Source organism: Paenibacillus nuruki, from assembly GCF_963311185.1.
Lineage (GTDB): Bacteria > Bacillota > Bacilli > Paenibacillales > Paenibacillaceae > Saccharibacillus > Saccharibacillus nuruki.
This window is the reverse complement of record NZ_OY725677.1, coordinates 1727254-1754028: the sequence shown is the minus strand read 5'-3', so window position 1 is coordinate 1754028 and position 26775 is coordinate 1727254. Positions and strand designations below refer to the sequence as shown.

General features: G+C 39.3%; 23 protein-coding genes. 16 read left to right on the top strand and 7 right to left on the bottom strand.

Annotation, left to right across the window (positions count from 1 at the left end):
* Positions 1–8: 8 nt before the first annotated feature.
* Positions 9–2795 (bottom strand): hypothetical protein, encoded by a 2787-nt coding sequence (locus RCP16_RS07830; RefSeq protein WP_308642083.1) that lies wholly within the window; start codon positions 2793–2795, stop codon positions 9–11.
* Positions 2796–2926: 131 nt separating this feature from the next.
* Positions 2927–3505 carry a TetR/AcrR family transcriptional regulator gene (locus RCP16_RS07825; protein ID WP_308642082.1) on the bottom strand — a complete coding sequence of 193 codons (579 nt, stop codon included), beginning with the start codon at positions 3503–3505 and terminating at the stop codon, positions 2927–2929.
* 193 nt (positions 3506–3698) lie between these two features.
* On the opposite strand from RCP16_RS07825, the gene RCP16_RS07820 reads away from it, so the two are divergent.
* Entirely contained in the window at positions 3699–4388 is a 690-nt protein-coding gene (locus tag RCP16_RS07820; protein WP_308642081.1) for an NAD(P)-dependent oxidoreductase, read from the top strand.
* 1 nt (position 4389) lies between these two features.
* Here the strand turns inward: RCP16_RS07820 and RCP16_RS07815 are convergent, their stop codons facing one another.
* Positions 4390–5289, bottom strand: coding sequence for a LysR family transcriptional regulator (locus RCP16_RS07815; protein ID WP_308642080.1), 900 nt, complete (start codon positions 5287–5289; stop codon positions 4390–4392).
* Between the two features lie 193 nt (positions 5290–5482).
* Here RCP16_RS07815 and RCP16_RS07810 point away from each other — a divergent pair, with 193 nt between their 5' ends.
* The gene (locus tag RCP16_RS07810) at positions 5483–6694 is read left to right on the top strand and encodes a multidrug effflux MFS transporter (protein ID WP_308642079.1); all 1212 of its coding nucleotides are present in this window, start codon (positions 5483–5485) and stop codon (positions 6692–6694) included.
* Positions 6695–6763: 69 nt separating this feature from the next.
* On the opposite strand, the gene RCP16_RS07805 is transcribed toward RCP16_RS07810, so the two are convergent.
* Positions 6764–7228: a hypothetical protein gene (locus RCP16_RS07805; RefSeq protein WP_308642078.1), complete on the bottom strand. Its 465-nt coding sequence runs from the start codon at positions 7226–7228 to the stop codon at positions 6764–6766.
* A 335-nt stretch (positions 7229–7563) separates the two neighbouring features.
* Between RCP16_RS07805 and RCP16_RS07800 the strand changes: the two genes are divergently transcribed.
* From RCP16_RS07800 to RCP16_RS07780, 5 genes are all read left to right on the top strand, one after another.
* Complete coding sequence (locus RCP16_RS07800) at positions 7564–8265, top strand: SDR family NAD(P)-dependent oxidoreductase (RefSeq protein WP_137224300.1); 702 nt, start codon at positions 7564–7566, stop codon at positions 8263–8265.
* Between the two features lie 294 nt (positions 8266–8559).
* Entirely contained in the window at positions 8560–9006 is a 447-nt protein-coding gene (locus tag RCP16_RS07795; protein ID WP_137224302.1) for a MarR family winged helix-turn-helix transcriptional regulator, read from the top strand.
* A gap of 203 nt (positions 9007–9209) precedes the next feature.
* Positions 9210–9881 (top strand): NAD(P)H-dependent oxidoreductase, encoded by a 672-nt coding sequence (locus tag RCP16_RS07790; protein WP_308642077.1) that lies wholly within the window; start codon positions 9210–9212, stop codon positions 9879–9881.
* A 246-nt stretch (positions 9882–10127) separates the two neighbouring features.
* Positions 10128–10706, top strand: coding sequence for a Crp/Fnr family transcriptional regulator (locus RCP16_RS07785; RefSeq protein WP_308642076.1), 579 nt, complete (start codon positions 10128–10130; stop codon positions 10704–10706).
* An 89-nt stretch (positions 10707–10795) separates the two neighbouring features.
* Positions 10796–11140, top strand: coding sequence for a darcynin family protein (locus tag RCP16_RS07780; RefSeq protein WP_308642075.1), 345 nt, complete (start codon positions 10796–10798; stop codon positions 11138–11140).
* Positions 11141–11259: 119 nt separating this feature from the next.
* Here RCP16_RS07780 and RCP16_RS07775 read toward each other — a convergent pair whose 3' ends face one another.
* From RCP16_RS07775 to RCP16_RS07765, 3 genes are all read right to left on the bottom strand, one after another.
* Positions 11260–13782 (bottom strand): FAD-dependent oxidoreductase, encoded by a 2523-nt coding sequence (locus RCP16_RS07775; RefSeq protein ID WP_308642074.1) that lies wholly within the window; start codon positions 13780–13782, stop codon positions 11260–11262.
* Complete coding sequence (locus tag RCP16_RS07770; RefSeq protein ID WP_069327564.1) at positions 13779–14093, bottom strand: ArsR/SmtB family transcription factor; 315 nt, start codon at positions 14091–14093, stop codon at positions 13779–13781. Before RCP16_RS07770 ends, RCP16_RS07775 begins: the two co-directional genes overlap by 4 nt.
* A 164-nt stretch (positions 14094–14257) precedes the next feature.
* Positions 14258–14725 (bottom strand): Lrp/AsnC family transcriptional regulator, encoded by a 468-nt coding sequence (locus RCP16_RS07765; RefSeq protein WP_308642073.1) that lies wholly within the window; start codon positions 14723–14725, stop codon positions 14258–14260.
* A 178-nt stretch (positions 14726–14903) separates the two neighbouring features.
* Here RCP16_RS07765 and RCP16_RS07760 point away from each other — a divergent pair, with 178 nt between their 5' ends.
* The 9 genes from RCP16_RS07760 to RCP16_RS07720 all read left to right on the top strand — a co-directional run bounded on the left by RCP16_RS07760 (position 14904) and on the right by RCP16_RS07720 (position 25656).
* Positions 14904–15665 carry an MBL fold metallo-hydrolase gene (locus RCP16_RS07760; RefSeq protein WP_308642072.1) on the top strand — a complete coding sequence of 254 codons (762 nt, stop codon included), beginning with the start codon at positions 14904–14906 and terminating at the stop codon, positions 15663–15665.
* A 510-nt stretch (positions 15666–16175) separates the two neighbouring features.
* Entirely contained in the window at positions 16176–17366 is a 1191-nt protein-coding gene (locus RCP16_RS07755) for a glycine C-acetyltransferase (protein WP_308642071.1), read from the top strand.
* A 37-nt stretch (positions 17367–17403) separates the two neighbouring features.
* Positions 17404–18363, top strand: a complete 960-nt coding sequence (locus RCP16_RS07750; protein WP_308642070.1) for an L-threonine 3-dehydrogenase — start codon at positions 17404–17406, stop codon at positions 18361–18363.
* Between the two features lie 358 nt (positions 18364–18721).
* On the top strand, positions 18722–19600 hold the full coding sequence (locus RCP16_RS07745) for an alpha/beta hydrolase (RefSeq protein WP_308642069.1): 879 nt from the start codon (positions 18722–18724) through the stop codon (positions 19598–19600).
* A 70-nt stretch (positions 19601–19670) separates the two neighbouring features.
* Complete coding sequence (locus RCP16_RS07740; protein WP_308642068.1) at positions 19671–21179, top strand: phytoene desaturase family protein; 1509 nt, start codon at positions 19671–19673, stop codon at positions 21177–21179.
* Positions 21166–22563 carry an aldehyde dehydrogenase family protein gene (locus tag RCP16_RS07735; RefSeq protein WP_308642067.1) on the top strand — a complete coding sequence of 466 codons (1398 nt, stop codon included), beginning with the start codon at positions 21166–21168 and terminating at the stop codon, positions 22561–22563. The genes RCP16_RS07740 and RCP16_RS07735 overlap by 14 nt, the downstream gene beginning before the upstream one ends.
* 50 nt (positions 22564–22613) lie before the next feature.
* The gene (locus tag RCP16_RS07730; protein WP_069327557.1) at positions 22614–24143 is read left to right on the top strand and encodes a phytoene desaturase family protein; all 1530 of its coding nucleotides are present in this window, start codon (positions 22614–22616) and stop codon (positions 24141–24143) included.
* 27 nt (positions 24144–24170) lie between these two features.
* Positions 24171–25268 (top strand): glycosyltransferase, encoded by a 1098-nt coding sequence (locus RCP16_RS07725; protein ID WP_308642066.1) that lies wholly within the window; start codon positions 24171–24173, stop codon positions 25266–25268.
* Between the two features lie 88 nt (positions 25269–25356).
* Entirely contained in the window at positions 25357–25656 is a 300-nt protein-coding gene (locus RCP16_RS07720; protein ID WP_308642065.1) for a hypothetical protein, read from the top strand.
* The last annotated feature ends 1119 nt before the right edge of the window (positions 25657–26775 follow it).

Genomic DNA, 26775 nt, shown 5'->3' with positions numbered 1-26775 from the left:
TTCCTCCGTTATTTAGCAGATGGATCTGTAGATTGATTTGGTTTGGTGCTAGGACTTGGATCTGATGAATCCGGTGGACTCGTTGTCGGAGGTACACTTGGATTGGTTGTTGGATTATCGACAGGTGATGATGGCTGTGTATTTACGATATTCGCTGTGTAATCGATTCTGTAGCTTTGTGTACCCAGAAGGATGCGCTCTCCTTCAAATTCATCATACACATTGATTAGGAAGCGACCACCTTTCATTGTTTTGTATACATTGCTATTGAGTGTAGTGGAATAAGGGACTGATTTGCCTAGAGTTAAATCGGTTCCGGGTACCATCGTTTTCTCTTGCATTTGACCGGATGGATCAACCCACTGAATAATCAGATTATGCCCGTACGTACCCATATTGTAGGTGTTGTCTTTGCTAAAGTTATAGGTCATATTCAAAGCGATACTTTCCTGACCTTCTGCTAATGAACCTGTTGCACCTGTAATCGCAAAGCGGTACGGGAACAACTCCATCTCACTACTTACACTAGCCACAACCGGTGGAGTCTGTTTGTTAAGCCCCAGTTCAACTGCATTGATATATCCTGTCGGTGTTGTCGTTGCAGTAGACATTTTGCCATCATTAATCGCTTCACCTAGATATAGTGTGAGTCCAGAGGTATTGATTGAAGTCGGTAATTTGCTCCATACAGTAATCAAGTTTTTCCCATCCGGTCCGACCGATTTATCGGATTGATTCACTGTTGCTTCATAATATTCATTGTTTGGTGTTTTGTAATAAGCAACGAGACGTGCAGGGGTCGAAGTACGCTTTTCTTCACTCTTCATTTCAAGTTCGGTATAAGCGATCTTTTGACTTGTGCCTTCATACATCATCGTACGTCGCTCTTTGATTTCTGCTTTTTTACCTGTAGTCTGGATATGGAAAGAAGCACCGGGAGCTATTTTGGCAATATTAGAATTAATCTGACCGACTTGAAGAGATAAAAATGGATTATCGCTATCCAGTGAATTAGTATTCGGATTCGTTGTATTGGCTGTAGTACTGTTTGTATCATTGTTGGCAGTATCTACCGTAGGATAAAGTTCAATTTTTAGTTGCGATAGATCCAGATCCGCACTGAAATGACTAACCAGATAGTAAACTTTGCTTTGTCCTGCATCTAGTGAGTTATCTGCTTGTTCCGCAATGATCTGCACAGGGCTACTGATTCGATTATTTTGTGCTTTGATCGATCCGCCCAGAGTAGGTAATGCAACCGAAGAAGTACCTGCATTACGTAGACGGATTTTGGCTACTACGATATCTTCAGCTGCCCACGGCATACGTTGGAACGATTCCAGAGTCACGCCAAAGCTACCCACATTATTATCAAAGGTATATTCCGTTTGAGCCGATTGATTCTGCTCCTGACTGTAAGGAATCATATAAAAAGCAGTCGGTAAAATAATCGGACTTGATTCTTGGGTACGATCGGATACCTGCGTATTAGTCGTCGTATTGCTTGGAGTGGGGGCTGACGATTCTAATAACTGCAAAAGTAGTTGTTGCTGTTTTAATTGCGCTGGAATTTCAGCAGATAGTTGAATTTGCTTTTCTTGTAACGGTTTGAGTGCTAGATTGGTTAATGCTTTGGTATTAATTGGGAAGGTATATCCTTCTATTGTTTTTATCGATGCTTCATAAGTAGGTAAAAGGACAGCTTGATTGCCTATATTTTTGACTCTAAATTGCATCGTCCATACCGCTTTATCTCCGCTTGTAGAAATCGTCGCTTTTTTCAACTGCGTCTCAATCGTGATACCATCGACGGTTATTTTTCGAGATGCGGATACAGGAACAGTTAGACTCGAAGGGCTTACTTTAGGTAGCTTAAACGCTACAATAGGTAGTTCGATATCCGTTATCGTACTGGTAGTTGAAGTTTCACTTTTGGTATCCGTTTGAGCGGTATTGCTAGTGATCTGTAGCGACATATTGGTCGTGTTGAGATAAGCAGGGATAGCAACGATATAACCGACACTTTTGGTATCGCCAGGTTGAATCGAGATATCACGGCTAGCGTAATCTAACTGCATTTCAAAATTAGAGCGATTAGATGATTGTAAATACGTATGATACGGAGGACGATCTAATCCTTCTGTACTTAGATTGGTTACTTGTAAAGCTAGACGAGCATATAACTTATTATTAAAACGGACGATTTGTAACTGTTGTGGCTTGAGATTAAGTAGTAAATTACCGATCGTTACTTTTTTGCTTTTTCCTTGAGCTATCGCAGGCGAATATGTCGAAGGGATCGTAAATGTACCTAGCTTTTTCTCATAATTGGAACTATTGAAATCCCAACCATACATAATGATCTGACTGCTGGCTAAAGTATTGTCTTTTTTCATATCTGCATAGTATGTGATCGCTTGAGTAGACTTTGGTGAAATCGTCACTTGATCTTTCTGATCGGGAATAGGTATTCCTTTGACGGGAGAAGTATGTGTTGTTTTCACTCTAGAAAAGCTATTCATTAATTTGTATGGACTGGATGTTTGGTTAGTATAGCTCAGTGTGTAGGTTAGAATGTTACCTGTATTTTTACTAGCTAATTGGATATCTGTTACTTTCACACTCACTCCAGATTGAAGCGAGATGGAAGAAAGTGCTTTTAACGAAGCGCTCGTAGAAGTGGTGCTCTGAGTAGTCGAAAGGTGCGTGGGAGCTGCAAGTACAGGGTTATTGATCGTCTGGCTTAGTGCAACCATGCCTGCGAGTACTACTAAATATGCAGGGTATTTCTTCATATCTTGTTCCTCCTGATCTTCATCATCCGTATAAAGGTTGAATTATAGATTGATCTTAGAGGAGAAAGTTAAATTACACATAAACAAAAGCAAACTATTTCTGTACAGGAGTTAAATTAAATATAAACTTTTTATAAACTGGAAGATGGATATACATATAATTCAAAATGATGCTCAAGTAATAATCCCAATCGTTCAGCCATAAAAGAGGGAGGGTGAGGTTTCTTATTCTTGAGCCACCATTCCATTACACCTAAAATAGCCGCTCCTAAAAACTGAATATCTACATAATCGCCTTCTGTTAATTTTCGCCCTCCTTCGTCTATTATGCCTTGTTCTAATTCTTGAAGAAAAAAATCTAAGAATCGAGTACGAAAAAAAGAACTTCCTTTGCTAGCTAGCATGGCAGAGAAGAATGAATACTGACTTTCAAAGTATTCGAACCATAATAATGCTGACTCCATATAAGTAGCATTCATGTCTTCTGTATTGCAAATTTCTTGCATCTCTTCAATATGTTCTTGAATCAGCTTATCTAACAAATCGAATTTGTCGGTATAATGCAAATAAATTGTTCTTCGGCTAACATCTGCTTGATCCGCAATATCTTGTATCGTAATCTGGTCAAACTTTTTGGCAATCATGAGGTCGATAATAGCTGATTTGATAGCTTTTTGCGATTTTCGTACTCTTCGATCGATCTGTACCATATCTGAAGCACCATCTTTCTTTATCTTAATACACAGTTCTAAAAAGAATGTGAACTAATACACGGAAATTATATTTTTAATCATTGTAAATGCTGTAGTTCTCTTTACTATTATACATAGTTGTTTCTTAATGCACGAGTGTGCATTTTTGAACCGAATGTATTCATGTAATCACCTAAGGAGGAATATAGAAATGAAAGTTACCGTTATTGGAGCGACAGGAGCCACAGGTAAGAAAGTGGTAGAGCGTTTACTTGAATTAGATCATGAAGTTACCGCTGTCGCTCGTCGACCAGAAGTAATTGCACCTACCGAGCAACTCCATGTTTATCAGGGAGATGTGTACAATACATCTAGTATGATCCAAGCTATGATAGGTGCAGACGTAGTGATCAGTTGCATCGGCCCAACGACTAACTTCTCATCACGTCATCCGCTGTCCAAAGGGTTCTTGAATGTTCTTGCAGCCAATTTTTCACCGGGTACTGTGATGTCAGAAGGGATACCAAATATTTTATCTGCTTGTCAGCAAGCAGGAGTTCAACGTCTAGTGATGCAAAGCGGGATTAATTTGAGTAATGGAAAAGAACTTTCGGCTGTAAATCAGAGTGCAGTACGTACTATGCGATTTATTTTCTCAAAAGCAATCAAAGACAAAACGATCGCTGAGCATGCAGTAATCGAAAGTAAGCTAGATTGGGTAATTGTACGTCCTTCTGTACTGAGTCATACTGCTAACTCTATAACGTATACAGCAGGGCCCTTAACACGTATTGCGCCACTTCGTCCTTTATCATTTGTAGACTGCGCAGACTGTCTTGTTCGAGCAGCGACCAGTGAGCCATCATGGATCAAAAAGATCATTAATGTTGGGCAATCATAACCTACGTATTTGTTCCATAGCTAGCCTGAATTTCTTTTAAAAATGTATCTGCCGCTGTTGAAAAGATCTGATCTTTTTTCCAAACCATCACTAAACCCGTTTCAAGTCGGGGTTCAAGTGGTTTGAAGCAAAGTGGGCTCTCGCTAGACGTATTCACAATCTTATCTAACATTAAGGCATATCCAATGCCTTCTTCTACCATAATGGCGGCATTGTAAGCAAGATTATACGTAGTCACAATATTCAATGTATCAAATAGATCCCCAAACCAATCTACAAATTCATTTTGGGTAAACGATTGCTTGATGACTTGCCTTGAGCAGATCAACGGTAAGTCTATCAGATCGGTTGGTTGGATCGTTTTTTTCTGAGCAAGCGGGCTATCTTTACGCATAACGACGCCCCAGACATCGGTAGCAGGGATATGGATGTAATTATATTTAGATATATTAACCGGTTGAATCAAAATGCCAAAATCAAGTAATCCTTTATCTAATCGTTGGGTTACATCTTCAGCATTCCCACTATAGAGGTGGTACTTGATATCAGGATAGTTCAACTGTAATTGCTTAACTCCTCGTGCAATCTGCTTCATAGCTTCTGTTTCTCCACCACCAATATACACATCACCACGTACTGTTTCTTTCATAGATTGAAATTCAGCTTCTAGTTTATCGACCATTTCTATAATTTCTTCTGCTCTTTTTCGGAGTAATATACCTTCATCTGTCAGAATCACATGATGACTACTACGCACAAATAGTGCTTTGCCTAATTGCTGTTCCAAATCTTTCAATTGTCTGGATAACGTAGGTTGTGTCATATGTAATGATGCCGCTGCTCCTGTAATACTTCCTTCTCTTGCAATAGCCAAAAAATAACGTAACACTCTGATCTCCATACCTATTTCTCCTTGTATATTTACATAAATAGAAATGCTTAATAAGCATATCATAGTATAAGATATGAGTATTTGCTATATACATTGAGGTTGCTACAATAAATAGTAGAGAACGAACACAGAATATTCTTAGCCGGCTAAAGCATATTCATATCATTTCAAAAATCAATCTATGTATCACTAGGAGAAAAAAATGAAAGTCACTACTAAACAGAATACATTTGGATTTGCATTATTGTTAGCTTCATTTTCTGCATTGGGGCCATTTACTGTAGATATGTATTTGTCGTCTCTGCCCGAAATTATGAGCTATTTTCAAACGAATACATCGATGATTCAAACGACATTAACCGCTAGCTTATTAGGTTTGGGGATCGGTCAGTTAGTGATGGGGCCCTTGAGTGATATCTATGGACGACGTTATCCTTTATTAATTTCGATGATTCTCTATTTTATTTCTTCGATTGCTTGTGCTTTTGCACCTAATATTGAACTGTTTATCGGTATTCGATTTGTTCAAGGGTTTGTAGCTTCGGCAGGGCTTGTTATTTCTCGTGCAATTGTACGGGATCTCTATAATGGATCAGAATTAACTAAATTCATTTCACTGTTAACGATGATTAGCAATGTTGCTCCACTTATATCACCGCTCGCTGGCAGTGGAGTGATCGCATATACTTCATGGAATCATATATTTATCGTTTTGGGGCTGTTGGGTATTGCACTTACGTTGTTAACGATATGGGGGATAACCGAGACTTTACCTGCTTCAAAGCGTGTAGCTGGTCATTTTAGACAAGTGATTGGAAATTATAAAGAATTATTTTGTGATCGGTTATTTATGAGTTATGCACTGGGGAATGGGATTTTGTTTGCTGGAGTATTTGCTTATGTATCAGCAACTCCGTTTATTTATCAGAATATTTATGGAGTTTCGCCTATGGTATTTTCGATTCTATTTGCACTAAATGGAGTAGCGATTATGTTAGGATCGCAATTGGTAAAGTATCTGGCAGGGCATATGGCGGAACGGCGCATTTTTGCGATTGGATTGATGTCTGCTTTTGTAGCCAGTGCCGTTATTCTTGTGATGACGTTATCTTACGGATCGTTGATCGGATTAGTCATCGCTCTGTTTTGGTTTGGCTTTTCGATTGGATTGATAGGACCTGTGTCATTCTCTTTGGCTATGGAATCGCAAGGTCATATCGCTGGAAGTGCTTCAGCCGTACTGGGTGTGTTACCTTTTTTATTAGGTTCATTTACTTCTCCACTGGTAGGACTTGCTGGAGAATATTCTGCCCAGCCATTCGGAATTGTTATTTTTATAGTGAGCTTATTATCTCTGATATGCTATAAAGGTTTAAATTCTGCCTCTACAAGCAAAGTCATCAATAACCAGTAAAAAACAGAAAAAAATAAAGCGTGGAAGAGCAGACAATTATCTGCTTCCACGCTTTTGTTATATTACCAATTAAGCCCAGCGATCAAACCAGTAAACATCGGTAATAATATCCTGATCTAATGGAATACCATACGTTTCGTTGATCCATTTCAAGCTATTCAATTTATTTTTGACTACTTCTGCTTCTTCAGGCGACAACTGCTTATCCATGACTTTGATTACTATAAATTCACTCCAAAAATCATAAAAAATAACAGGTGCTCCGACAGCTTCTTCAACAGCTTGGAAAAAACGTCCACGAGGTTCGCTATCACCTGCCATAATTGTATCCATAAAATCGATAGAGAAACGGATACTATGATAGTTCACTGATGCTTGAGCAGAAGAAGATTGCAACGATTGGGCTTGATCGCCTGTTGTTGCTGGACTTGATACCACTTGAGATTGATCAATATCTGCCGCAGATACCGATGTCATCGGGAGAATAGAAGCGAATAACGTAGCAGATAATAATACAGATGATAATTTTTTCATTATAAAACCTCCAGTATAAGTGTAGTTGAATTACGCAAGTCAGATCATAAAGCCATGTTCAAAGTAGTTACAACCTTTCAAACGTAAAATAGAGTTAGTATGTACTCAATTCCCCCCTTTATTTATTAATACATAGATGTTGGAATTACAAATAAATTATATAATAATTTCTTTTTCATTAATATACCTTAATTGTTAAATTATTCTTTTTATATTATAAAATAAAAAGTACTTGCTATCCTATAAAACATATTATAAACTGTTGATATATCAATCGTTGATAAATCAACAGTTTTTATTTTGATGCACATGAGATGTGAAAAAGGAGAATATACATGAACAAAACCGCATTAGTGACAGGAGCCAATAAAGGCATTGGATTTGAAATTGCCAAACATTTATTACAAGCAGGGTACCATGTTCTGGTTGGCGCACGAGATCAGGAACGTGGAGAAACAGCTGTTCATACGCTTAAAGCATTTGGTGATGCAGAGTTGTTATTGATCGATGTCGCTGATCTGCAAAGTATTGATCGAGCTGTCGCAACGATTAATGATAACTATCCACAATTAAGTCTGCTGGTAAACAATGCCGGTATTTCAGGAGATATGCATAAAGTGGGCTGGGAATTTGAAGTGGAAGAACTTGTCACTACGCATCAAGTCGATTTTATCGGCCCATTTGCACTTTCTAAAGGATTATTACCTTTGTTAATTGCAAATAAAGGCACCATTCAAAATATCAGTATTCCTATTGAGCCATTATCATTCTTTAATGCCTTTGCTTATCAGACAGCAAAAGCTCCTTTGAATGTGATGACTAAATCATGGGGAATGAGTTTTGAGAAAGAAAATATACCGGTCGAAATTTTCGCTGTTATGCCAGGAGCCGTATCTACGGATCTAAATGGCAATATGACAGGAGATTTTGTGAAAACAACTGCTCAAGCTGCTGAGATTATCGTTAATTATGTATTAGATGATGAGAATCATAATGGACAGGTGATCAATTACGATGGGACGTTATCTGTATACTGATCTAGTTAGATCTATATTTTATAAAGATAGAACACGTACTTAAAAAACAAAACCTCTTTCTTAGCTAAAGAAAGAGGTTTTTATCTATAGAGAAGTGTGTTAGCAAGTAAACAAGCTGTTTATAGTGAATTTACATACCTTTTAAAGGGTTATTATGTAGCTGTATTCTACATTTTTTTCATATATATAAGCATACGATCAAGTGCTGATTTACTTGTAAAAAAGGGATTTAAGTTGTATATTGTCTAATACACTGTCTACCTGTAGTTAGCAAATATAATGATGAAAGATGGGATGGTTTTGAGGAAAGATTGGTCAGAAGAAAGTGCGTTGTTATACCAAATGTATCGTGTAAACAATGCCATCAATACTACATTCGATGCTTATATTAGTATCAGCCAATCTCGCTTTGAAATACTTGCCTTACTATATCAGGAAACTGAAATTAGCCAAAGTGATCTACAAAAAAAAGTGACGATTGATAAAGCAGCTGTTGCGAGGCATTTGAGACAGCTTGAAGATAACAAGATAGTCTCACGAAGACGCAAAGATGGAGATAATCGTATTATTTTAGTGCAATTAACTGACTATGGTAAAGAAGTTATTGAAACTTCGCAAACAGAGAAAGAGCATTTTGCAAGTGAACTATTAACCAATATTAGTGAGACCGAATTTAATACGCTCAAAAAAGTATTAGACCAGTTAGATAAAAATGTGAAGCACATGAAAGACAATGCGTAAGAGGATATATCTAATAAATAAGGCATACGATTAGATACTAATATACAGACAAATATGGATAAAAAGTCGGTCTATACTGATCGACTTTTTTATCTTTTTGTAAAAAGAAAGATTAATTCTTGCTATTCAGGAGTGTTTATTATATATTTGTTGATACATCAACGTTGATATGTCAACAAATATAATTCCGGAGGAATAATCCTATGAATATGATCAAAGATAAAAAGAGTGAGCTTTTAAGTGCTTATCAATTTAGACATGCATGTAAAAACTTTAACACTGACTTAAAAATTTCAGATGATGATTTTCAGTTTATTTTAGAAACAGCAAGATTATCTCCAAGTTCCTTTGGTTTGGAACCGTGGAAATTTGTTGTAGTGCAAGAGAAAGCACTTCGTGATCAGTTAAAACCTATTGCAGGTGGTGCTCAAAGGCAGATACCGACTTCAAGTCATTTGGTTTTTATTTTAGCAAAAAGAGCAAGTGAGTTAACTTTCGATTCTGAGTATGTCACTCATATGATGAGCAATATTCAACAAATGCCAGAAGAAGTCGTAACATTTGTTTCAAGCGTGTATAAAATGTTCACAGAAGTTGAATTAGAAAATAATGCTCAATGGATTCACGAGTGGGCATGCAAACAAAGTTATATTGCAATGGCAAACATGATGACAGCCGCCGCTCATATTGGTATTGATTCTTGTCCAATTGAAGGAATTGATAGAGAAAAAGTAACTTCTTTATTTCATGATGAAGGCATTATAGATAAAAATGAATTTGGGGTTGCTTGTCTTGTTGCTTTTGGTTATCGCACAGAAGATCCGAAGCGTTCCAAAACAAGACAATCGTTAGAAGACATTGTGGTATGGAAATAAATTATTTTTTTGTCAAAAGACGCGCTTGATCTTGATGATGCAACCAGAGAGGGCAGAATATGCTGAAAAAGTAGCGTGTTATTCTGGTCATGTTAATCGGTATCGTAGCTATATGTACGGCTGCATTATGGGCAAATGATCTATACCGTACTTCATTTAGGAGCGCTAATATAGCGCTCTTTTATGTATATGATTACAATAATGCTATATAAGGTATGTCATTTACTGAAGAAAGAGGAAATTACGATGCAACAACATTACTTAATACTAGAAGCTATGGCTGATCAAGCTTCAATATCTTCTACAGAATGGGAGTGGTTTGTTCATGCTACAAGTGTGAGGTCTATTCCTAGTGGAGTGGCAATTGTTCAATCGGATGAACCTGTACAGCATGCTTATTTTTGCACACAAGGATTGTTTCGTTTGTATTACATATTATCGGATGGACGAGAATATAATGTTGCTTTTACGTTAGAAAATGATTTTGCAACCTCTTATGGAGCTATGATCACTGGATCAACTTCGAAATATACGATTCAGGCTATAGAAGATTCTATTGTCATCGAGATTCCATATTCTACTTTACAAAATCTTATGGATCGAAGCCATAATTGGGAACGATTTGTTAGAACAGCTATAGAACGACTTTATATCCGTAAAGAAGAACGTGAACGAGAATTATTATATCTATCAGCGTTAGAACGCTATCACGCTTTTTTAGTAAAATATCCAGGACTTGAGCAAAGGATACCTCAATATCATATCGCTTCTTACTTAGGCATCTCACCTGTTTCACTTAGCCGAATCCTACATGAGAATCATTAACCTATGTTAATGCAGTTTGAAATCTTGCACGTTAGACTGGTGATATAGCAACGATATAGTAAACATTACTTAGATGAGGTGAGAGAAGTATGCGACAAATGATGATTGTTTTACTGGAGTTTTATCCTTCTTGGTTAGCCTTACCACGAGAAGAGCGCCGAGAACATGCAGCAGGGTTGCAAGAAATTATCAATAAGTATCGTTCATCCACAACAGTACGTTTTTTTGATGCGGAAGCTTTACCGGGGAAAGAGTATACTGATTTTGTCGTCTGTGAGACCGAAGATATCAAGCAGTATCATTATATGTGGGAAGAAATTCGAGATTCCGAGACATACACCAAAGGATATATGAAAATAAAAGATGTGATTATGGGCTTGGAAAATGCTTTTCAATCTTATGAGCAAGAAGCATTACACATGCATTCGGAATAACAACATCATTTTGTAGGAAATGTGCTTATTTTATGATTGATCTCTATCATAGGATTAAATAAAAAAGGAGTGCCTCTTCATGAGCACTCCTTTTTACGTTTACTGCAATTTTATTCCATTTATATAAAAAGATTATGATTCGCTTGCGAAGCTTCTCCCAAATAGTAACCAACGCCAACACTTTTAACATGATCCATTAACTCATCACGGTGAATGCCCATCAGATCCATCGACATCTGACAAGCGACCATTTCTACGCCTTGATCGACAGCACCCTGTATCAGTTCTTCTAGAGAAGGAACATTATGATGCTTCATTAGACCACGAATCATTTTAGGACCTGCACCCAACATGTTCATTTGAGATAAACGTAGCTTACGACTACTACGAGGAAGCATCATATCGAACATACGACCGATCATTGATTTGGATATCGGTTGTGGCGATTGTTTACGAATAACAGTCAATCCCCAGAACGTGAAGAACATCGTGACTTTACGTCCACTTGCAGCTGCACCATTAGCAATAATCAAAGAAGCAATCGCTTTGTCCAGATCACCACTAAAGACAACCATGGTACTCGCAGGATCGGCTTCTAAAGCATGTGCAGTTACAAGTTCAGGATTAGGTTGTACTATATTTTTACTGACCACAGCTTCAATCACACCACTGTTACCACGCTCTAACTTGAGTAGACTCGAGCGAGACATTGTAGCCCATGCTTGGATATCTTCGTAAAATCCGGGATCAGAAGCTTGTATACGCAATGTCTGTCCATCGGGCAATTGATCCATCGATTTTTTCACTTGCATTAAAGGCCCCGGACAACTCAGACCACGTACATCGAGTTCAGCATCTATATGCATAGGTTGGATAGACTTCTGTTCATTGTTAGACGATTTATTTGTGTCTACAGTCCATGTTTGTACATGGTCTTCTTTCTTGTGACTATTATTGTTGTCTGATTCTTCGGATGAAAAAGGAGTTGGCTGGAATTGAGCCATACGGTATGTTTTATAACCACCACTCAAGTTCTTCACATTGAACCCATATTGTCGCAAAATCTGTGAAGCTGTATAACCACGTAGTCCAACCTGACAGTACACCCAGATTTCTTTAGACATATCCAGTTCGCTAAGTCGTTGACGAAGTTCATCGACCGGAATAGACAATGAGCTGGGAATATGTCCATTATTATGTTCCAGTTCACTACGTACATCGAGCAGAATCGTCTGATCAGGGCGACGTTCTGGTAATTGATCATAGGTAAAGACCTGTACACGTCCAGAAACTATATTTTCAGCTGCATAACCAACCATATTGACCGGATCTTTAGCCGAAGAATAGGGCGGAGCATAACTTAATTCAAGTTCTGCCAGATCATGAATAGACCCTCTGAAATGAATAGCTGTAGCGATATCGTCGATGCGTTTGTCTACCCCTTCATAACCGATCGCTTGAGCGCCCAAAATGGTACCTTCCGGCGTAAATAGCAACTTGAGTGTAATTGCACTAGCACCGGGATAGTAAGAAGCATGGGAAGAAGGATGAACGATAACGCTCTGATAGTTTATCCCAAGACGTTTTAACGTTTTCTCGTTACTCCCCGTAGAAGCAGCAGTCAATTCAAATATTTTAATAACCGAGGTGCCCATGGTTCCTTTATACGTAGAATTCAATCCAGCGATCCGATCAGCAACAATACGACCTTGTTTATTGGCAGGGCCTGCGAGCGGAATTGTTGTCTGGTTTCCGTGAATATAGTCTTTAACCTCAATAGCATCTCCAACAGCATAGATATCCGGCAAGCTACTTTCAAGCGCTTCATTTACAAGGATATGTCCACGTGCTCCAAGAGCAATACCACTACTTTGTAAAAAGGTAGTATCTGGTGTAACTCCGATAGCAAGAATCACTAGATCAGCATGTTGATTTTGCCCACTTTCAAGTTCAACCCCGATACCTGACTGATGGGAATGAAAGCCTATAACCCGTTGCTTGAACATTAGCTTCACACCGTGTTTCTCCATTTCCTGTGCCAGTAACACTGCCAATTCAGGATCGTACGGAGCCAGTAGCTGTGCATTACTTTCAATCATGGTTACATCTAGACCTGCTTCGCGCAAGTTCTCTGCCATTTCTACACCGATAAATCCTCCACCGACGACGATAGCAGATTGTGTATCTTCAGCAGTGACCTTTTCCTTGATATGCTCAATATCCGTTACATTGCGCACCGTATAAAGGAGTGGATGATCATTGCCCGGTAGATTTGGGATAAAAGGACGAGCACCCGGAGAAAGAATCAACTTATCATAACTTTCCTCATATAATCCTTTTTCAAGACTTTGGATCTGGATCGTACGTGTATGTGGATGAATAGCAATCACTTCGCTTTGTGTCCGCACATCGATTTGAAAGCGATCTGCCATTCCTTTTGGCGTTTGTACAAGCAAACGTTCACGATCGGTAATAGAACCCCCAATATAGTAAGGTAATCCACAGTTAGCAAAAGAAATATGAGGCCCTTTTTCAAACATAATAATCTCGGCGTGCTCGTCAAGTCGGCGTAAACGTGCAGCCGCCGATGCTCCTCCAGCGACACCGCCAACAATCAATACTTTTTGACTTTTTGGATTCATGATTCGCAATCTTCCTCTCCAAATAAAATATGGATGATCTGTTCAATTCGTGGATCTGCAAGCAGATAGTTCACTTCTAGTCCGCTCCGCTCTGTTGTGACAATGCCTGTACTGCGAAGCTTCTGTAAATGTTGCGAAATCGTCGATTGTGGAATATCCAGACATTCTTGCATATATGAAACGTTACATTTACGTTTGCGTATCAGTCCACGCACGATACATAAGCGAATAGGGTGGGATAAAGCTTTTAATAGATTGGCAGGTTCATCAAATTGTTTTAGATCTTTTACATCAAAAGCAGTAGTGTCCATATGAATTCTCCTTATATCGTTATATTAGAATAATACGATATAAGAAATGAGTAGTCAAATGTAGTTTGAAAAGAGAGATTAGGATGATAGAGGGAGGTTGTGATTGGATATGAGGTAATTAATAAAAAGGAACCCATTGTTGCAGGCTCCTTTTTGTATAAAGATTACAAATAAGAGTGACTTTTATTTTTTAATATGGCTGTTAATGCATCGCTTTGTTTAACTTTTTGGATCGATAAATTCAAACTGTAATTGCCATGGACAAGTAACGCATCCAGAAAATCATTTAACTGGTCTTGCGAACTGACTTTCAATGTTAAATGATAACAACCTTCGCCAGAAATACGATGTGCTTCGATAACTTCATCCCGTTTATCAATAAAATGTATAAAAGATTTGTGATTGGCACTATTCATCGTAATAATAACAAACGCTGTATAAGCAAGACCCAGCTGGAGTTCATCCACAATCAAAGAATAGGAGTGGATCACGCCGTTATCTTCAAGCTTTTTGATCCTATTGCCAACCGCTTGTCCGGTCATATGAATCTGTTCTCCAAGATCTTTCCAAGGAATACGTGAGTTTTCTGCTAATATTCGAAGGATCTGATAATCCGTGTGATTAAGTTGCATATAGAAATCCTTTCATCTTGAAATGATTTATTACGAAATGGTTTCGTCAGGTTGTTTTCCGAAATCCAAATAACCTTTATCATTTGATTATACGCTAAAAGTTGTACAGAAATGAAATACCTATTTCTACAAATTTTAATATGTACTTATCGTATCTAAATAAAAGGAGTCTTATAAAATGAATATTCAATTAATCCGTAATGCTACTCTTATCGTTCAATATGCAGGCAAGAAATTTCTAGTCGATCCATTTTTATCTGAAAAGGGCACACTTCCTGCTTTTCCTAATGCCGCTAGAGAAGATCAAAAAAATCCTCTGGTTGCTTTACCTATTTCAATCGAAGAAATAATCAGCGAGGTAGACGCAGTAATTGTCACTCACTTGCATATCGATCACTGGGATGATGCAGCCAAAGAAGCTCTACCGAAAGCAATAACGCTTTTTACACAAAATGAAGAAGATGCTCAAGAAATCCAAAACGCTGGTTTTACAAATGTTGAAGTGCTACAAACAGATACCGTATACGAAGGTATTCAATTAATCAAAACAAAAGGCGAGCACGGACGTGGAGAAATTCTAAATATGGCAGGCAAAGTATGCGGTGTAGTATTCAAGCATCCCACTGAAAAAACGTTATATGTCGCTGGAGATACGGTCTGGTATGAAGAAGTTCAACAGACTATTCAGACGCATCAACCCGAAATCATTGTAGTAAACGGTGGAGACAACCAGTTTATGCAAGGCGGTTCACTGGTTATGAACAAGGAAGACATTTACAATGTATATCAAGCTACTCCAAAATCTCAAATTATCTCTGTTCATATGGAAGCCGTGAATCACTGGAATCTTTCAAGAGAAGATCTAAGAAACTTTGCTATTGAAAAAGGAATGTCTGCTAATGTTCATGTACCTAATGATGGTGAATCGTATACGTTCTGAGGCAATTCTGAGAGTGTATCGTCTAACTAATAATCAATCTAAAAATAAGAGTATCCCTTGCGGATTGCTCTTATTTTTGTTTATTAAGCTAAATATACAGTTCACAGTCGCAAGGTAGGTTGATCGTATAAGTACCACCAATCATAGTATTTATTGATAATTTAAGAGTTTATGGGCAATCATACCCAATCATGTATTCGAGTTACTGATGAGTGATAAAGCACTTTGGATCACTGGATATACGATTCATGTGAATGATGTGTTTAACTAAGGGTTTAGGGTTTTAACGTTAGAGATTAGATGATCATTCTTATACTGGAGTTACAAGATTATTTAAAAAAAGTGCTTCTTTCTGATAAGAGGGGTGTGTATACGATATGTCCTTCATGTGTGTACAAAAAACAAAAAAGATGATACATTGAAATCAGCATAATATCTGAATTGTAAGCGTTTACTAAGTAAAATATTGTCTCTTGGAAAAGGACATTTGTATGTTAGGGAGGGAATGTAATGTCGAGTCAAGCATTAGAACAATTTTTGACTGTGAATATCGAGGATCTAAAGACGAAAGGTCTATATAACGTCATTGACACGCTACAGGGTGCGAATGGGCCTGTTATTCAGATTGATGGAAAGTCTCTGATCAATTTGTCTTCCAATAACTATTTGGGACTCGCAACCGATCAGCGCCTGATTGATGCTTCAGTGAAGGCGGCGCAGACATACGGTGCAGGCGCAGGAGCTGTGCGAACCATCAATGGTACGATGGATCTGCATATTGAGCTTGAAGATAAGCTTGCGCATTTCAAAAAGACAGAAGCTGTTATCGTGTATCAATCGGGATTTAACTGCAATATGGCTGCTATATCTGCGGTAATGGATCAGCATGATGCGATTTTATCAGATGAGCTGAATCATGCTTCAATTATTGATGGCTGTCGCTTATCGAGAGCCAAGGTGATTCGATATAAGCATTCAGATATGGATGATCTAAGGCAAAAGGCGAAAGAAGCTACAGAATCAGGACAATATCATAAAATTATGGTCATCACCGATGGCGTGTTCTCTATGGATGGCGATATAGCTAAGCTACCCGAAATCGCAAAAATAGCCGAAGAATTCGATCTGATTACGTATGTGGATGATGCCCATGGCTCGGGGGTTCTAGGAGCAGGTGCAGGAACAGTCAAGCATTTCGGATTATCCGACCACATTGATTTTCAAATCGGTACGTTATCCAAAGCGATCGGCGTTGTTGGCGGTTATGTCGCTGGTAAGAAACAACTGATCGAATGGTTGAAGCTGAGAAGCCGTCCATTCTTATTCTCGACCTCACTACCACCGGCTGCAATCGCTGCTTGTAGCACATCAGTCGATATTTTAATGAGTGATACAGAACTGATTGAGAAGCTATGGGCGAACAGCAAGGAGTTAAAGCATGGCTTGAGTCAGCTTGGATATGATGTAGGTCAAAGCGAAACGCCGATCACCCCTTGTATCATCGGCGATGAAGTGACTACCCAGCAGTTCAGCAAGCGGCTTTATGAAGAAGGTGTCTATGCCAAGGCCATCGTATTCCCAACTGTTCCAAAAGGAACTGGCAGAATACGTAATATGCCAACGGCTGTCCATACGAAGGAAATGCTAGATCAGGTGATCTCTGTTTATGAGAAAGTCGGTAAGGAAATGAAACTGATCTAGATGCATACGTGGGAGTCTACTTCGGGAGGAATGTCTGATGAAAAAGATATTGGTAACGGGAGCACTCGGTCAGATCGGTTCAGAGTTAGTGATGAAGTTACGTGAGCTATATGGCACAGATCACGTTATTGCTACAGATCTCAAATCATCTACCCACGAAATCACTCGCTCTGGACCATTCGAGCTGCTAGATGTGACGAATGATAAGGCAATGTTCGAAATCGCCAAGCGATATGAAGTCGATACTGTCATTCATTTGGCTGCATTGCTGTCAGCAACGGCAGAGGAGAAGCCTTTGCTTGCCTGGAATCTGAATATGGGCGGATTGATGAATGCACTTGAGGTATCTAGAGAGCTCGGTTGCCAATTCTTCACACCTAGCTCGATCGGAGCTTTTGGTCCTTCGACTCCAAGAGATAATACCCCGCAGGATACCATCCAGAGACCAAATACGATGTACGGTGTGAATAAGGTATCGGGTGAACTGCTGTGTGATTATTATTTTCATAAATATGGTCTGGATACAAGAGGATTACGCTTCCCCGGCTTAATTTCTTATATGACACCTCCCGGTGGAGGAACAACCGATTATGCAGTAGAAATATATTACGCAGCCGTGACGGCTGGAAGGTATACATCATATATTGCGAAGGATTCGAATATGGACATGATGTATATGCCAGATGCACTAGACGCTATCATTGATTTAATGGAAGCGGATTCATGTCGGTTAGTACATCGGAACTCATTTAATGTCACCGCAATGAGTGTTGACCCAGAGGCAATCGCTGAGGCGATTCGAGAGGAGATTCCTGGCTTCGTCCTTGATTATAATGTGGACCCCAAGAGACAAGCGATCGCAGATAGTTGGCCGCATTCTATTGATGCAACGGCAGCTACAAGAGAATGGGGATTTCATGCCCGCTATGACTTGAAGGCGATGACGAAAGATATGCTATCCAAGCTGAGTGAGAGATATATGCTTCGTAAGGCTTAGAGCTTTGTGAAGCATATGTTCTAATCTAATGTGTTAAGAAAATGTTCGCTTTCTTCGAAAACAATCTGTTTTTTGGGCTTAATGTCAGAATATAAGCAGAGTTGGCATAGACAATGTATGTTTTGCTAGGGTTGGAAATTTTCTCGTAAATCATAGTGGTGCTTTTTACGTATAAAGTATTCTTCACAAAAATGTCACGTCAAACGCTGATTAATCAGTATTTGACGTGACATTTTTTAAAGTTAGTATATTTAAAGGAAAAAAGGGTAATAGCATTAGAGAACTAAAGTTAGAAACGATTCATTTCTAGTTTAAATGGCAAAAAAGCGAGGTTATCCTTATGTTCACGTTTACCCGTATGGCTGCAAGGTTACTTCGTCTTCTCCCCAATCAGGCGAAAAAGATGCCGATGCTTCCCTTCGAGCCAGTGAAGGAAAAAAAAGAGATGAAAGTAGAGACATCTGTAAAACTCACGGATATTTCCTTCTACTATCCCTCGGAATCCAAACTGAAAAAACTCCCGTTGTATATTAATTTTCACGGGGGAGCGTTCATCATGCACGAAAAGGAGATGGACGATCCGTACTGTCGTTATCTGGCCAACCGGACAGCATGCATCATTGCGAATGTGGAGTACGCAAAAGCGCCGGAGTACCCTTTTCCCAACGCACTCGAACAAGTCTATGAAGTATTTCGGTGGATCCAGAGCAGAGCCGACGATTTGAACATTGACACGGAAAAAATGATGGTCGGCGGACAAAGTTCAGGAGCCAATCTGGCCGCTGCGCTCTGTCTCTATTTGGAGGAAAAAAAGGAAAAGCAACCGTTGCTTCAAGTGTTGTCATGCCCGATGCTGGATTTTGCGACTCCTCATGCCAACAAGCCGGAAACGGACAAATGGCGGGCACGATATCCCCAGGCCGCTCACTTTTTGAACATGTGCTACGTCCCGGAAAAAGGTCAAGCCGAACATCCTCTTGCTTCTCCGGTTCGCGCTGTCGTAAGTGACCATTTGGCACCTGCCCTTATTCTCATCGCAGAACATGATGCTTTCAGGCCGGAAGCGGAATGTTATGCAGAGAAATTAAAGGAAGCTGGGGTACATATTGAGGAAAAAGTATTCAAAGACTGCAAGCACGCTTTTACCCAACTGGGTCCAAAAGAAAAAGCGGAGGAAGCCTGGGAAATGATTGCACGTAAAATCAGAGAAACGGCGAATGAGCGGTATGCAGAATAAAGTAAGACATGTGCCGGCTTGGCGCAACAATGAACACCATTCTTGATTGATGGAAGGAGAAACAAGACAAGTGAAAACGACAAACAAAAACGTAGTGGTTATCGGAGGCGGACTTGGAGGACTGTCAGCTGCAATTTCGCTGGCACAGGCAGGATATGAGGTATCTTTATATGAAAAAAACAATCACATCGGAGGGAAGTTGAACCGACTGGACCAGGACGGTTTCGGTTTTGATTTGGGCCCGTCTATTCTGACAATGCCTCAAGTGTTTGAGAATTTGTTTGCTGCCAGTGGCAAATCAATGAAGGACTATGTGCAGATCGAAAAGCTGAATCATCAATGGCGTTCCTTTTTTCCTGATGGAAACATCATCGACTTATATGAAAATCTACAGGACATGAAGGAGAAGAACGACTCCCTGAGTGAAAAAGATATACGCGAGTATCAGGATCTGCTTGAATATTCCAAAAGGATCTACAATATGACGGACAAAACCTATTTTAAGCATGGTGTAGATAACATAAGAGAAATTATGAAGCATACGAGTCTGTTTGGTGCGTTAAAAAATTTCGATTTGTTTTCTACTGTTCATGGAGCAATCGACAAGCGGATCAGCAATAAACAATTGCGCGATATGCTGTCCTACTTCATCAAATACGTAGGTTCTTCGCCTTACGACGCACCCGCCGTTTTGAATATGATGATTTACATGCAGCATGATCAGGGATTATGGTATGTACCCGGTGGATTGAATAAACTGGGAAACGGTTTGGTGAAGCTGGCTGAAGAAGTGGGAGTTCATTTCCATCTCGGGACATCCATCGTCAAACTCGAAAAAAACAATAACGAAATCACAGGAGCTTTTTTGGAAGACGGAACAAAGCTGACTGCGGATTATTACGTTTCCAATATGGAGGTCATCCCGGTTTACGAACGGTTACTGGATGAAGACAGCCGCTTTGTAGACAAATTAAAGAAAAAATTCGAACCGGCCAGTTCTGGTCTTGTTTTGCATTTAGGCGTGAAAAAAAGCTACCCTCAGCTTCACCATCATAATTTCTTTTTTGCGGAAAATATGAAGCAGCAAATGCAATCCATTTTCCATGAACATACCCTGCCGGAGGATCCGGTTATTTACTTGGTTAATGTTAATAAAACCGATCCGTCGCAGGCTCCTGAAGGACATGAAAATATCAAAGTATTGCCCCATATTCCTTACATACGGGATCAGAAACCATTTACTCAGCAGGACTATGAACAATTCGCCGAGCGAGTTCTGATCAAATTGGAAAAAATGGGCTTACACGATTTGCGAGCCAATATCGTGACCAGAGATATGTGGACACCAGAAGATATCAGAAAGATGTATGGCTCTGACCGCGGTGCTATTTACGGAACGGTATCAAATCGTAAAAAAAATAAAGGATTCAAGCATGCCAAACAAAGCGAACGCTATAACAATCTATATTTTGTAGGCGGAACGGTAAACCCGGGCGGCGGAATGCCGATGGTTACGTTAAGCGGCCAGCTGGTCAGCAAAAAAATTGTGCAGAGGGATGTTTCACATGCCAGACAATGAAAATCATTTTCTGAAGACCTTGCCTGAAAAGCAGCGTGAAGAATTACTGCGCCAAGGCAGCCCTTCAAACGAGATGCGTAAAAAACAGCTTTTAAAGCTGAAAAATATTCTTGTGGAACGCGAAAAAGAATTAACGGATGCGCTTTATTCCGATTTGGGTAAGCCGGCATTTGAATCTTTTTCATCGGAGATTGCCGTTCTGTTGAACGAAATCGATTACGTTTGCAAGCATATCAATAAATGGAATCGTACCCGAGGTTCCCGGTACTTGAAATTAGGCTATATCGAATCACTCCGAAAAAAGAGACATCCGTACGGAAGTGTACTGGTTATCGGTTCATGGAATTATCCAGTCCAGCTTACCCTAATGCCTGTGATCGGAGCTATCGCTGGAGGGAACTCTTGTATTATCAAGCCGTCCGAATATGCGCCAGCAGTAGCCGAGCTGCTAAAAGAAATCATCAATCAGGTATTTCCGCTTGAACAACTGCACGTGGTAACAGGAGATTCGCAAACCGCCAGCCTGCTGACTACAGCACCGTTTGATCTGATTTTTTTCACAGGCAGCGGGCAAACTGGTAAGCTGGTGGCGGATCAGGCAGCCAAGCAGCTCACGCCAGTAATTTTGGAACTCGGCGGGAAAAACCCGTGTATTCTTGATGAAACGGGTTTTTCGGCAGCCGCTGTTAAGGACATTGTATGGGGAAAATTCATCAATGCCGGCCAAACTTGTATTGCGCCGGATACCCTTTTTGTTCAGCGCTCCGTTTACGAAAAAACGCTGGCTGAAATTTCTACGGTGCTTTCTGATTTCTATGGAGAGCAGCCTCAGACAAGCAAAGATTATGGGCGAATCTGTACCGAAGCCCATTTTCAAAAAGTGATAAATTTTATCGAACAGGGCACAGTTCAGTATGGCGGTGCGTATGATCAAGCCGACCGGTTTATCGCTCCAACCGTGTTGACGGATATTGAGCCGGGAAGTTCCGTTCTGGAAGAAGAAATTTTCGGTCCGGTTCTTCCGGTTATTCCCTATACCGATTTGAATTCGTTATTATCCGGTGGCAGTCTTCAGCGCGATGCCCTTACTGGATACATATTCAGCACTGACAAACATCAGATTGGGCGATTTAACGAATATATGCGTTCCTCGACGATCAGCGTTAATCAAGTCATTCATCATGCGGCGAGTCCCCATATTGCGTTTGGCGGAGTTGGCCAAAGCGGATACGGCGCTTACCATGGCAAAGCTGGATTTTTGGCTTTTAGCTATGAAAAAACGAGCGTTCGAACGTACCATTATCTACGCTTTCCGGGCAAATTCCCGCCTTATTCGGAACGAAACATGAAAGCTTTGAAGAAGTTGAGAAAGAGGATTCTGTAAACAATCGGTATCGGAACAAAGAAAATAGGATGTGGAAATGAGGATTTTGTATGAGTAAAAAGGTAATTGTCATCGGAAGCGGGGTGGCGGGTCTTGCCTCTGCCATCAGGCTTCAGGCTGCTGGCTACCAAGTAGAAATTTACGAAAAAGGTTTGACACCCGGTGGTAAAATGAACCGGATCGAACTGGACGGAGGATACAAATTCGATTTGGGACCTAGCATCGTGATGATGCCAGAAATCTATCGGGAACTATTCGAAGTGTGCGGCCGCGACCCGGACGATTATATTCCTATGGAAAAACTAGATCCGATTTATCGGGCTTATTTTAGTGATATTCCTGATGAGCCTTTTGACATTTCCTCCGATATGACCAAGCTGACCAAAACGATCGAAGCGATCAGTGAAGAAGATACAGCAGGCTTTTTTCGGTATCTGCATGAAATTTATCAAAAATTCATCATTGCTAAAAATTATATTCTTCCCAGACCTTTCCGTAAAAGGAGTGACTTTTATAACCTCCCAATGCTGAAAAAGGCAATAAAATTAAAACCTTACGATACCGCAGATAAATTTGTCGGTCGGTATATCAAGAACAAAAGGCTGAGACAGATGATCAGCTTTCAAACGTTATATATCGGCATTTCACCTCTAACTAGTCCTTCTTTTTATACAATGATTCCGATGCTTCAATTTTTATATGGAGTATGGTTTATTAAGGGTGGGATGTATACGATGGCTTTATCGATGGAAAGACTCTTCAAAGAGCTTGGAGGAATCATTCATTACGGCCAAGATGTACAGCAGATATCTATTCAAAATCAAAAAGCGGAAGGGATTGTCGTGGACCGACAAAACATTTCTTCGGATTATGTTGTTTGCAACGCAGACTTTCCTTATGCAATCAAACATCTGGTACAAGACAAGTCTGCCAAAGGACAGTATACCGACGAGAAAGTTGACAGTATGAAATATTCTTGCTCCTGTTTTCTGCTGTACCTCGGTATGAACCGCAAGTATGAAGAAACTGACCATGTGCATAATTTTATTTTCAATGAGGATATGGACCAGAATCTCAATGATATCTTTGATGGAAAAAAACTGACGAATGCTTCTTTTTACGTGTATATTGCGTCAAAAGCAGATCCTTCCATGGCTCCTGAAGGAACAGATGGATTGTATATTCTGATGCCTGTATCAAATGCAACCGAATCCAATTATGAGTGGGACGAGGAGACGGTTACTTATTATCGCAGTTACATCTTAAATGAATTGAAAAAGATTCGTGGTTTTGAAAATGTGGATAATGAGATTGTGACCGAAACGCATATCACACCGCTGGATTTTAGTTCCAAGTTCAATGCGTATAATGGTGCTTCGTTTGGTTTGCAGCCTATTTTAAAACAAAGCAACCACTACCGTCCGCAAAGCAAAGCGAGCGATTGCGAAAATTTGTACTTTACTGGAAGCAGTACACATCCCGGCGCTGGCGTTCCAATCGTACTTCTGTCTGCCAAAATTGCCGCCCAAGAATTGATCCAAGATGATACAGGCAAGCTGTTTGATTATTCGGTGAAATAAAGAAAGGGGGCGAATGTTATAACGACTTTGGACATTATCAAACTAGCGATTGGATTCGGAACAGTGATAGTCGGCTTCCTCGTGTTCTGGTCGCTACCTGTACCTCTTGCCTCCTCCACGGATGCAACCAATCTACCATTTCTATCTATTATTATTCCTGCTAGAAATGAAGAAAGCAGGATCGTGCCTTTACTGCGATCTCTACAGGAGCAGCGGTTTACTTCATTCGAAATTCTGGTTGTGGATGACGATTCATCGGACAAGACCGCTGCTGTAGCGGAAAGCTTCGGTGCAAAGGTGTTGCAGAACGAAAGAGCGGGGAAATCCTCAGCCTGCTGGTACGGCACCGAACAAGCTAAAGGAAGCTGGTTATTATTTTTGGACGCGGATACCAAATTCGAAAGCCCAGAGGGGCTAAACAAACTGCTTCAGTTTTATCAGGAAAAAGGAGCCAGAGGTATTACAGCGCTACAACCTTTTCATACGGTAGAGCGCTTGTATGAACATCTTTCTGTTATTTTTAACATTATCGTTGTAACCGGAATGAATCTGTTTACCATTTGGGGTTCGCGTTTTAAAACGGCCGGTTCGTTCGGTCCGTGTATTTTATGCAATCGCGATGATTATTTTTTGTCTGGAGGGCATAAAAAAATTGAAGGAGCCATCATGGATGATCTGGCACTAGGGGAGGCGTTTCTTGAACAAAATCTTCCTGTACGCTGCCTGGGGGGAAAAGGTATTATATCTCTGCGCATGTATCCCGAAGGCATTGGCAGTCTGATCGAGGGCTGGTGTAAAAGTTTTGCCGTCGGTTCCAAATCGACGCATCCGGTGGTCATGTCCATGGTCATCTTATGGATATCCGGCAGTTTCATTGCTGCATCCGCTCTAGTTTCTTCCCTAATAGGATGGAATCCTGCTGCGATCCTGTTGAGCGGGATATTGTATGTCCTGTATGCCATTCAGACAGGATGGTTTGCCGGCAGAGTCGGGGACTTCAAAAAAGCGATTTTTATTGTTTACCCGATATGGTTTGCGTTTTTTATAGGCATCTATTTATATTCCTTTATCAGGGTGAATGTTTTCCGTTCCGTGAGTTGGAAAGGTCGCAAAATCAAAGTCTGAAGACTGCGTGCTGTAAGCTAATTATTAAATCAAGTTTTTGGGAGACCTCTTGTACATTTTTTGAACTTACAAGAGGTCTTTTTATATAATGAACATAACAATTGAATATCAAGCTTCACCAAAGTCTAACAAGCATTACTCAAATCATACAAATTTTGATTATTACAGATTAACCTCAAAAGATGGCGTCTTTGTAGCTGTGAAGTTCAATTCATCGGGTGATGACTATGTTGGATTGGATGTGGATCAGGATGGAATAATGATAATGTCCATTGAAAGGTACAAAATTGAGCGTGGAGAGCGTAATATCTTTTTAGATAATTCACAAAAATTTCTAGTAGCTTTACATAGAAAAAATAATAAGCAATTTGCTAGAATCAATAGATGAATTAAATTAAACAATAAATAAGTATTCTAATATAATAACCTTAGTAACCAATGCAATTAAATATTGAAAGTATCAAATAGCGGCAATAAGAAAATTAAGATTAGCAATTATTAAATAATAAAAAGCTAGCAGAATATACAATATATCAGTAATAACTATGCATATAAAATAGTATAAAACATCAGTATTCTCAAATATCTTATACATAATCACAAAACTCGTATTTTGTACATATGTATATGTAAGCGATATAACTATATTAATTACTTATGCGCCTATTCACCTGTTACTGTTTATTGTAAAAAAATTCTCTCTGACATTTTAAAGCATGATCATTCACAAAAATAGTTATGCGTAGTTGCGCTAGATGATAAATACGTATATGGTCGATGCGAATGACATCATTCAATATAATTCACTTCATAAAATAAAGCCTATTTATGAAAAGTATATTCATGCTTAACTTTTACTGAACCAAATAAATTGAACTAACATATATCCTTCCAGACATTATATCCTCAAATTTTTTAATTCTTGATCCAGCGTCTGAACCTAATATTTCAGAGTATTTCTTTACTAAAATCGTATATGCTGGCGAGCTTTCAACCTCCAACTGCTCTCTTGTACTCCTCATAAATATGATTTTGTGTGCTTTATCTAATGATTACAATGAGCAAAAGATCGTCTTTATTATTTACCTGATTAAGACAAGTAGCAACATAATTAGGATAATACGTTCAAACTGTTTCCATTTTACTCAATTCCCCTCTCATCTTATCATCTACCGCCAATGCTCTCTAATTCTACAACTAATTAGAAAAAATTAGATTTTATTTGACAAAAGAGAATATAAAATTTAATATATGCTATAGCATATAAATGATTGATACCCGCTTGTTTTGTTCTAATTCACTAGTTGATTAACTAATCTAAATGGAAAGGAAGATCTATAAGTAATAAAATCTCTAAAGTACTAATTGTTGAAGACGAAAAAATAGTGCATGAATTTACTTGAAATGTATCTTTTACACTAGAGTTATCACATTGATTAGACTGATAAAGGATTCATTTATACATGCTATAGCATATAAAAGGAGGTTTATTTTATAGTACAGATTG

Excerpts from the sequence above, each read along its gene's own strand:
- RCP16_RS07830 (WP_308642083.1), bottom strand. The coding sequence starts at position 2,795 with ATGAAGAAATACCCTGCATATTTAGTAGTACTCGCAGGCATGGTTGCA.
- RCP16_RS07825 (WP_308642082.1), bottom strand. The coding sequence starts at position 3,505 with ATGGTACAGATCGATCGAAGAGTACGAAAATCGCAAAAAGCTATCAAA.
- RCP16_RS07820 (WP_308642081.1), top strand. The coding sequence starts at position 3,699 with ATGAAAGTTACCGTTATTGGAGCGACAGGAGCCACAGGTAAGAAAGTG.
- RCP16_RS07815 (WP_308642080.1), bottom strand. The coding sequence starts at position 5,289 with ATGGAGATCAGAGTGTTACGTTATTTTTTGGCTATTGCAAGAGAAGGA.
- RCP16_RS07810 (WP_308642079.1), top strand. The coding sequence starts at position 5,483 with ATGAAAGTCACTACTAAACAGAATACATTTGGATTTGCATTATTGTTA.
- RCP16_RS07805 (WP_308642078.1), bottom strand. The coding sequence starts at position 7,228 with ATGAAAAAATTATCATCTGTATTATTATCTGCTACGTTATTCGCTTCT.
- RCP16_RS07800 (WP_137224300.1), top strand. The coding sequence starts at position 7,564 with ATGAACAAAACCGCATTAGTGACAGGAGCCAATAAAGGCATTGGATTT.
- RCP16_RS07795 (WP_137224302.1), top strand. The coding sequence starts at position 8,560 with ATGGTTTTGAGGAAAGATTGGTCAGAAGAAAGTGCGTTGTTATACCAA.
- RCP16_RS07790 (WP_308642077.1), top strand. The coding sequence starts at position 9,210 with ATGAATATGATCAAAGATAAAAAGAGTGAGCTTTTAAGTGCTTATCAA.
- RCP16_RS07785 (WP_308642076.1), top strand. The coding sequence starts at position 10,128 with ATGCAACAACATTACTTAATACTAGAAGCTATGGCTGATCAAGCTTCA.
- RCP16_RS07780 (WP_308642075.1), top strand. The coding sequence starts at position 10,796 with ATGCGACAAATGATGATTGTTTTACTGGAGTTTTATCCTTCTTGGTTA.
- RCP16_RS07775 (WP_308642074.1), bottom strand. The coding sequence starts at position 13,782 with ATGAATCCAAAAAGTCAAAAAGTATTGATTGTTGGCGGTGTCGCTGGA.
- RCP16_RS07770 (WP_069327564.1), bottom strand. The coding sequence starts at position 14,093 with ATGGACACTACTGCTTTTGATGTAAAAGATCTAAAACAATTTGATGAA.
- RCP16_RS07765 (WP_308642073.1), bottom strand. The coding sequence starts at position 14,725 with ATGCAACTTAATCACACGGATTATCAGATCCTTCGAATATTAGCAGAA.
- RCP16_RS07760 (WP_308642072.1), top strand. The coding sequence starts at position 14,904 with ATGAATATTCAATTAATCCGTAATGCTACTCTTATCGTTCAATATGCA.
- RCP16_RS07755 (WP_308642071.1), top strand. The coding sequence starts at position 16,176 with ATGTCGAGTCAAGCATTAGAACAATTTTTGACTGTGAATATCGAGGAT.
- RCP16_RS07750 (WP_308642070.1), top strand. The coding sequence starts at position 17,404 with ATGAAAAAGATATTGGTAACGGGAGCACTCGGTCAGATCGGTTCAGAG.
- RCP16_RS07745 (WP_308642069.1), top strand. The coding sequence starts at position 18,722 with ATGGCTGCAAGGTTACTTCGTCTTCTCCCCAATCAGGCGAAAAAGATG.
- RCP16_RS07735 (WP_308642067.1), top strand. The coding sequence starts at position 21,166 with ATGCCAGACAATGAAAATCATTTTCTGAAGACCTTGCCTGAAAAGCAG.
- RCP16_RS07730 (WP_069327557.1), top strand. The coding sequence starts at position 22,614 with ATGAGTAAAAAGGTAATTGTCATCGGAAGCGGGGTGGCGGGTCTTGCC.
- RCP16_RS07720 (WP_308642065.1), top strand. The coding sequence starts at position 25,357 with ATGAACATAACAATTGAATATCAAGCTTCACCAAAGTCTAACAAGCAT.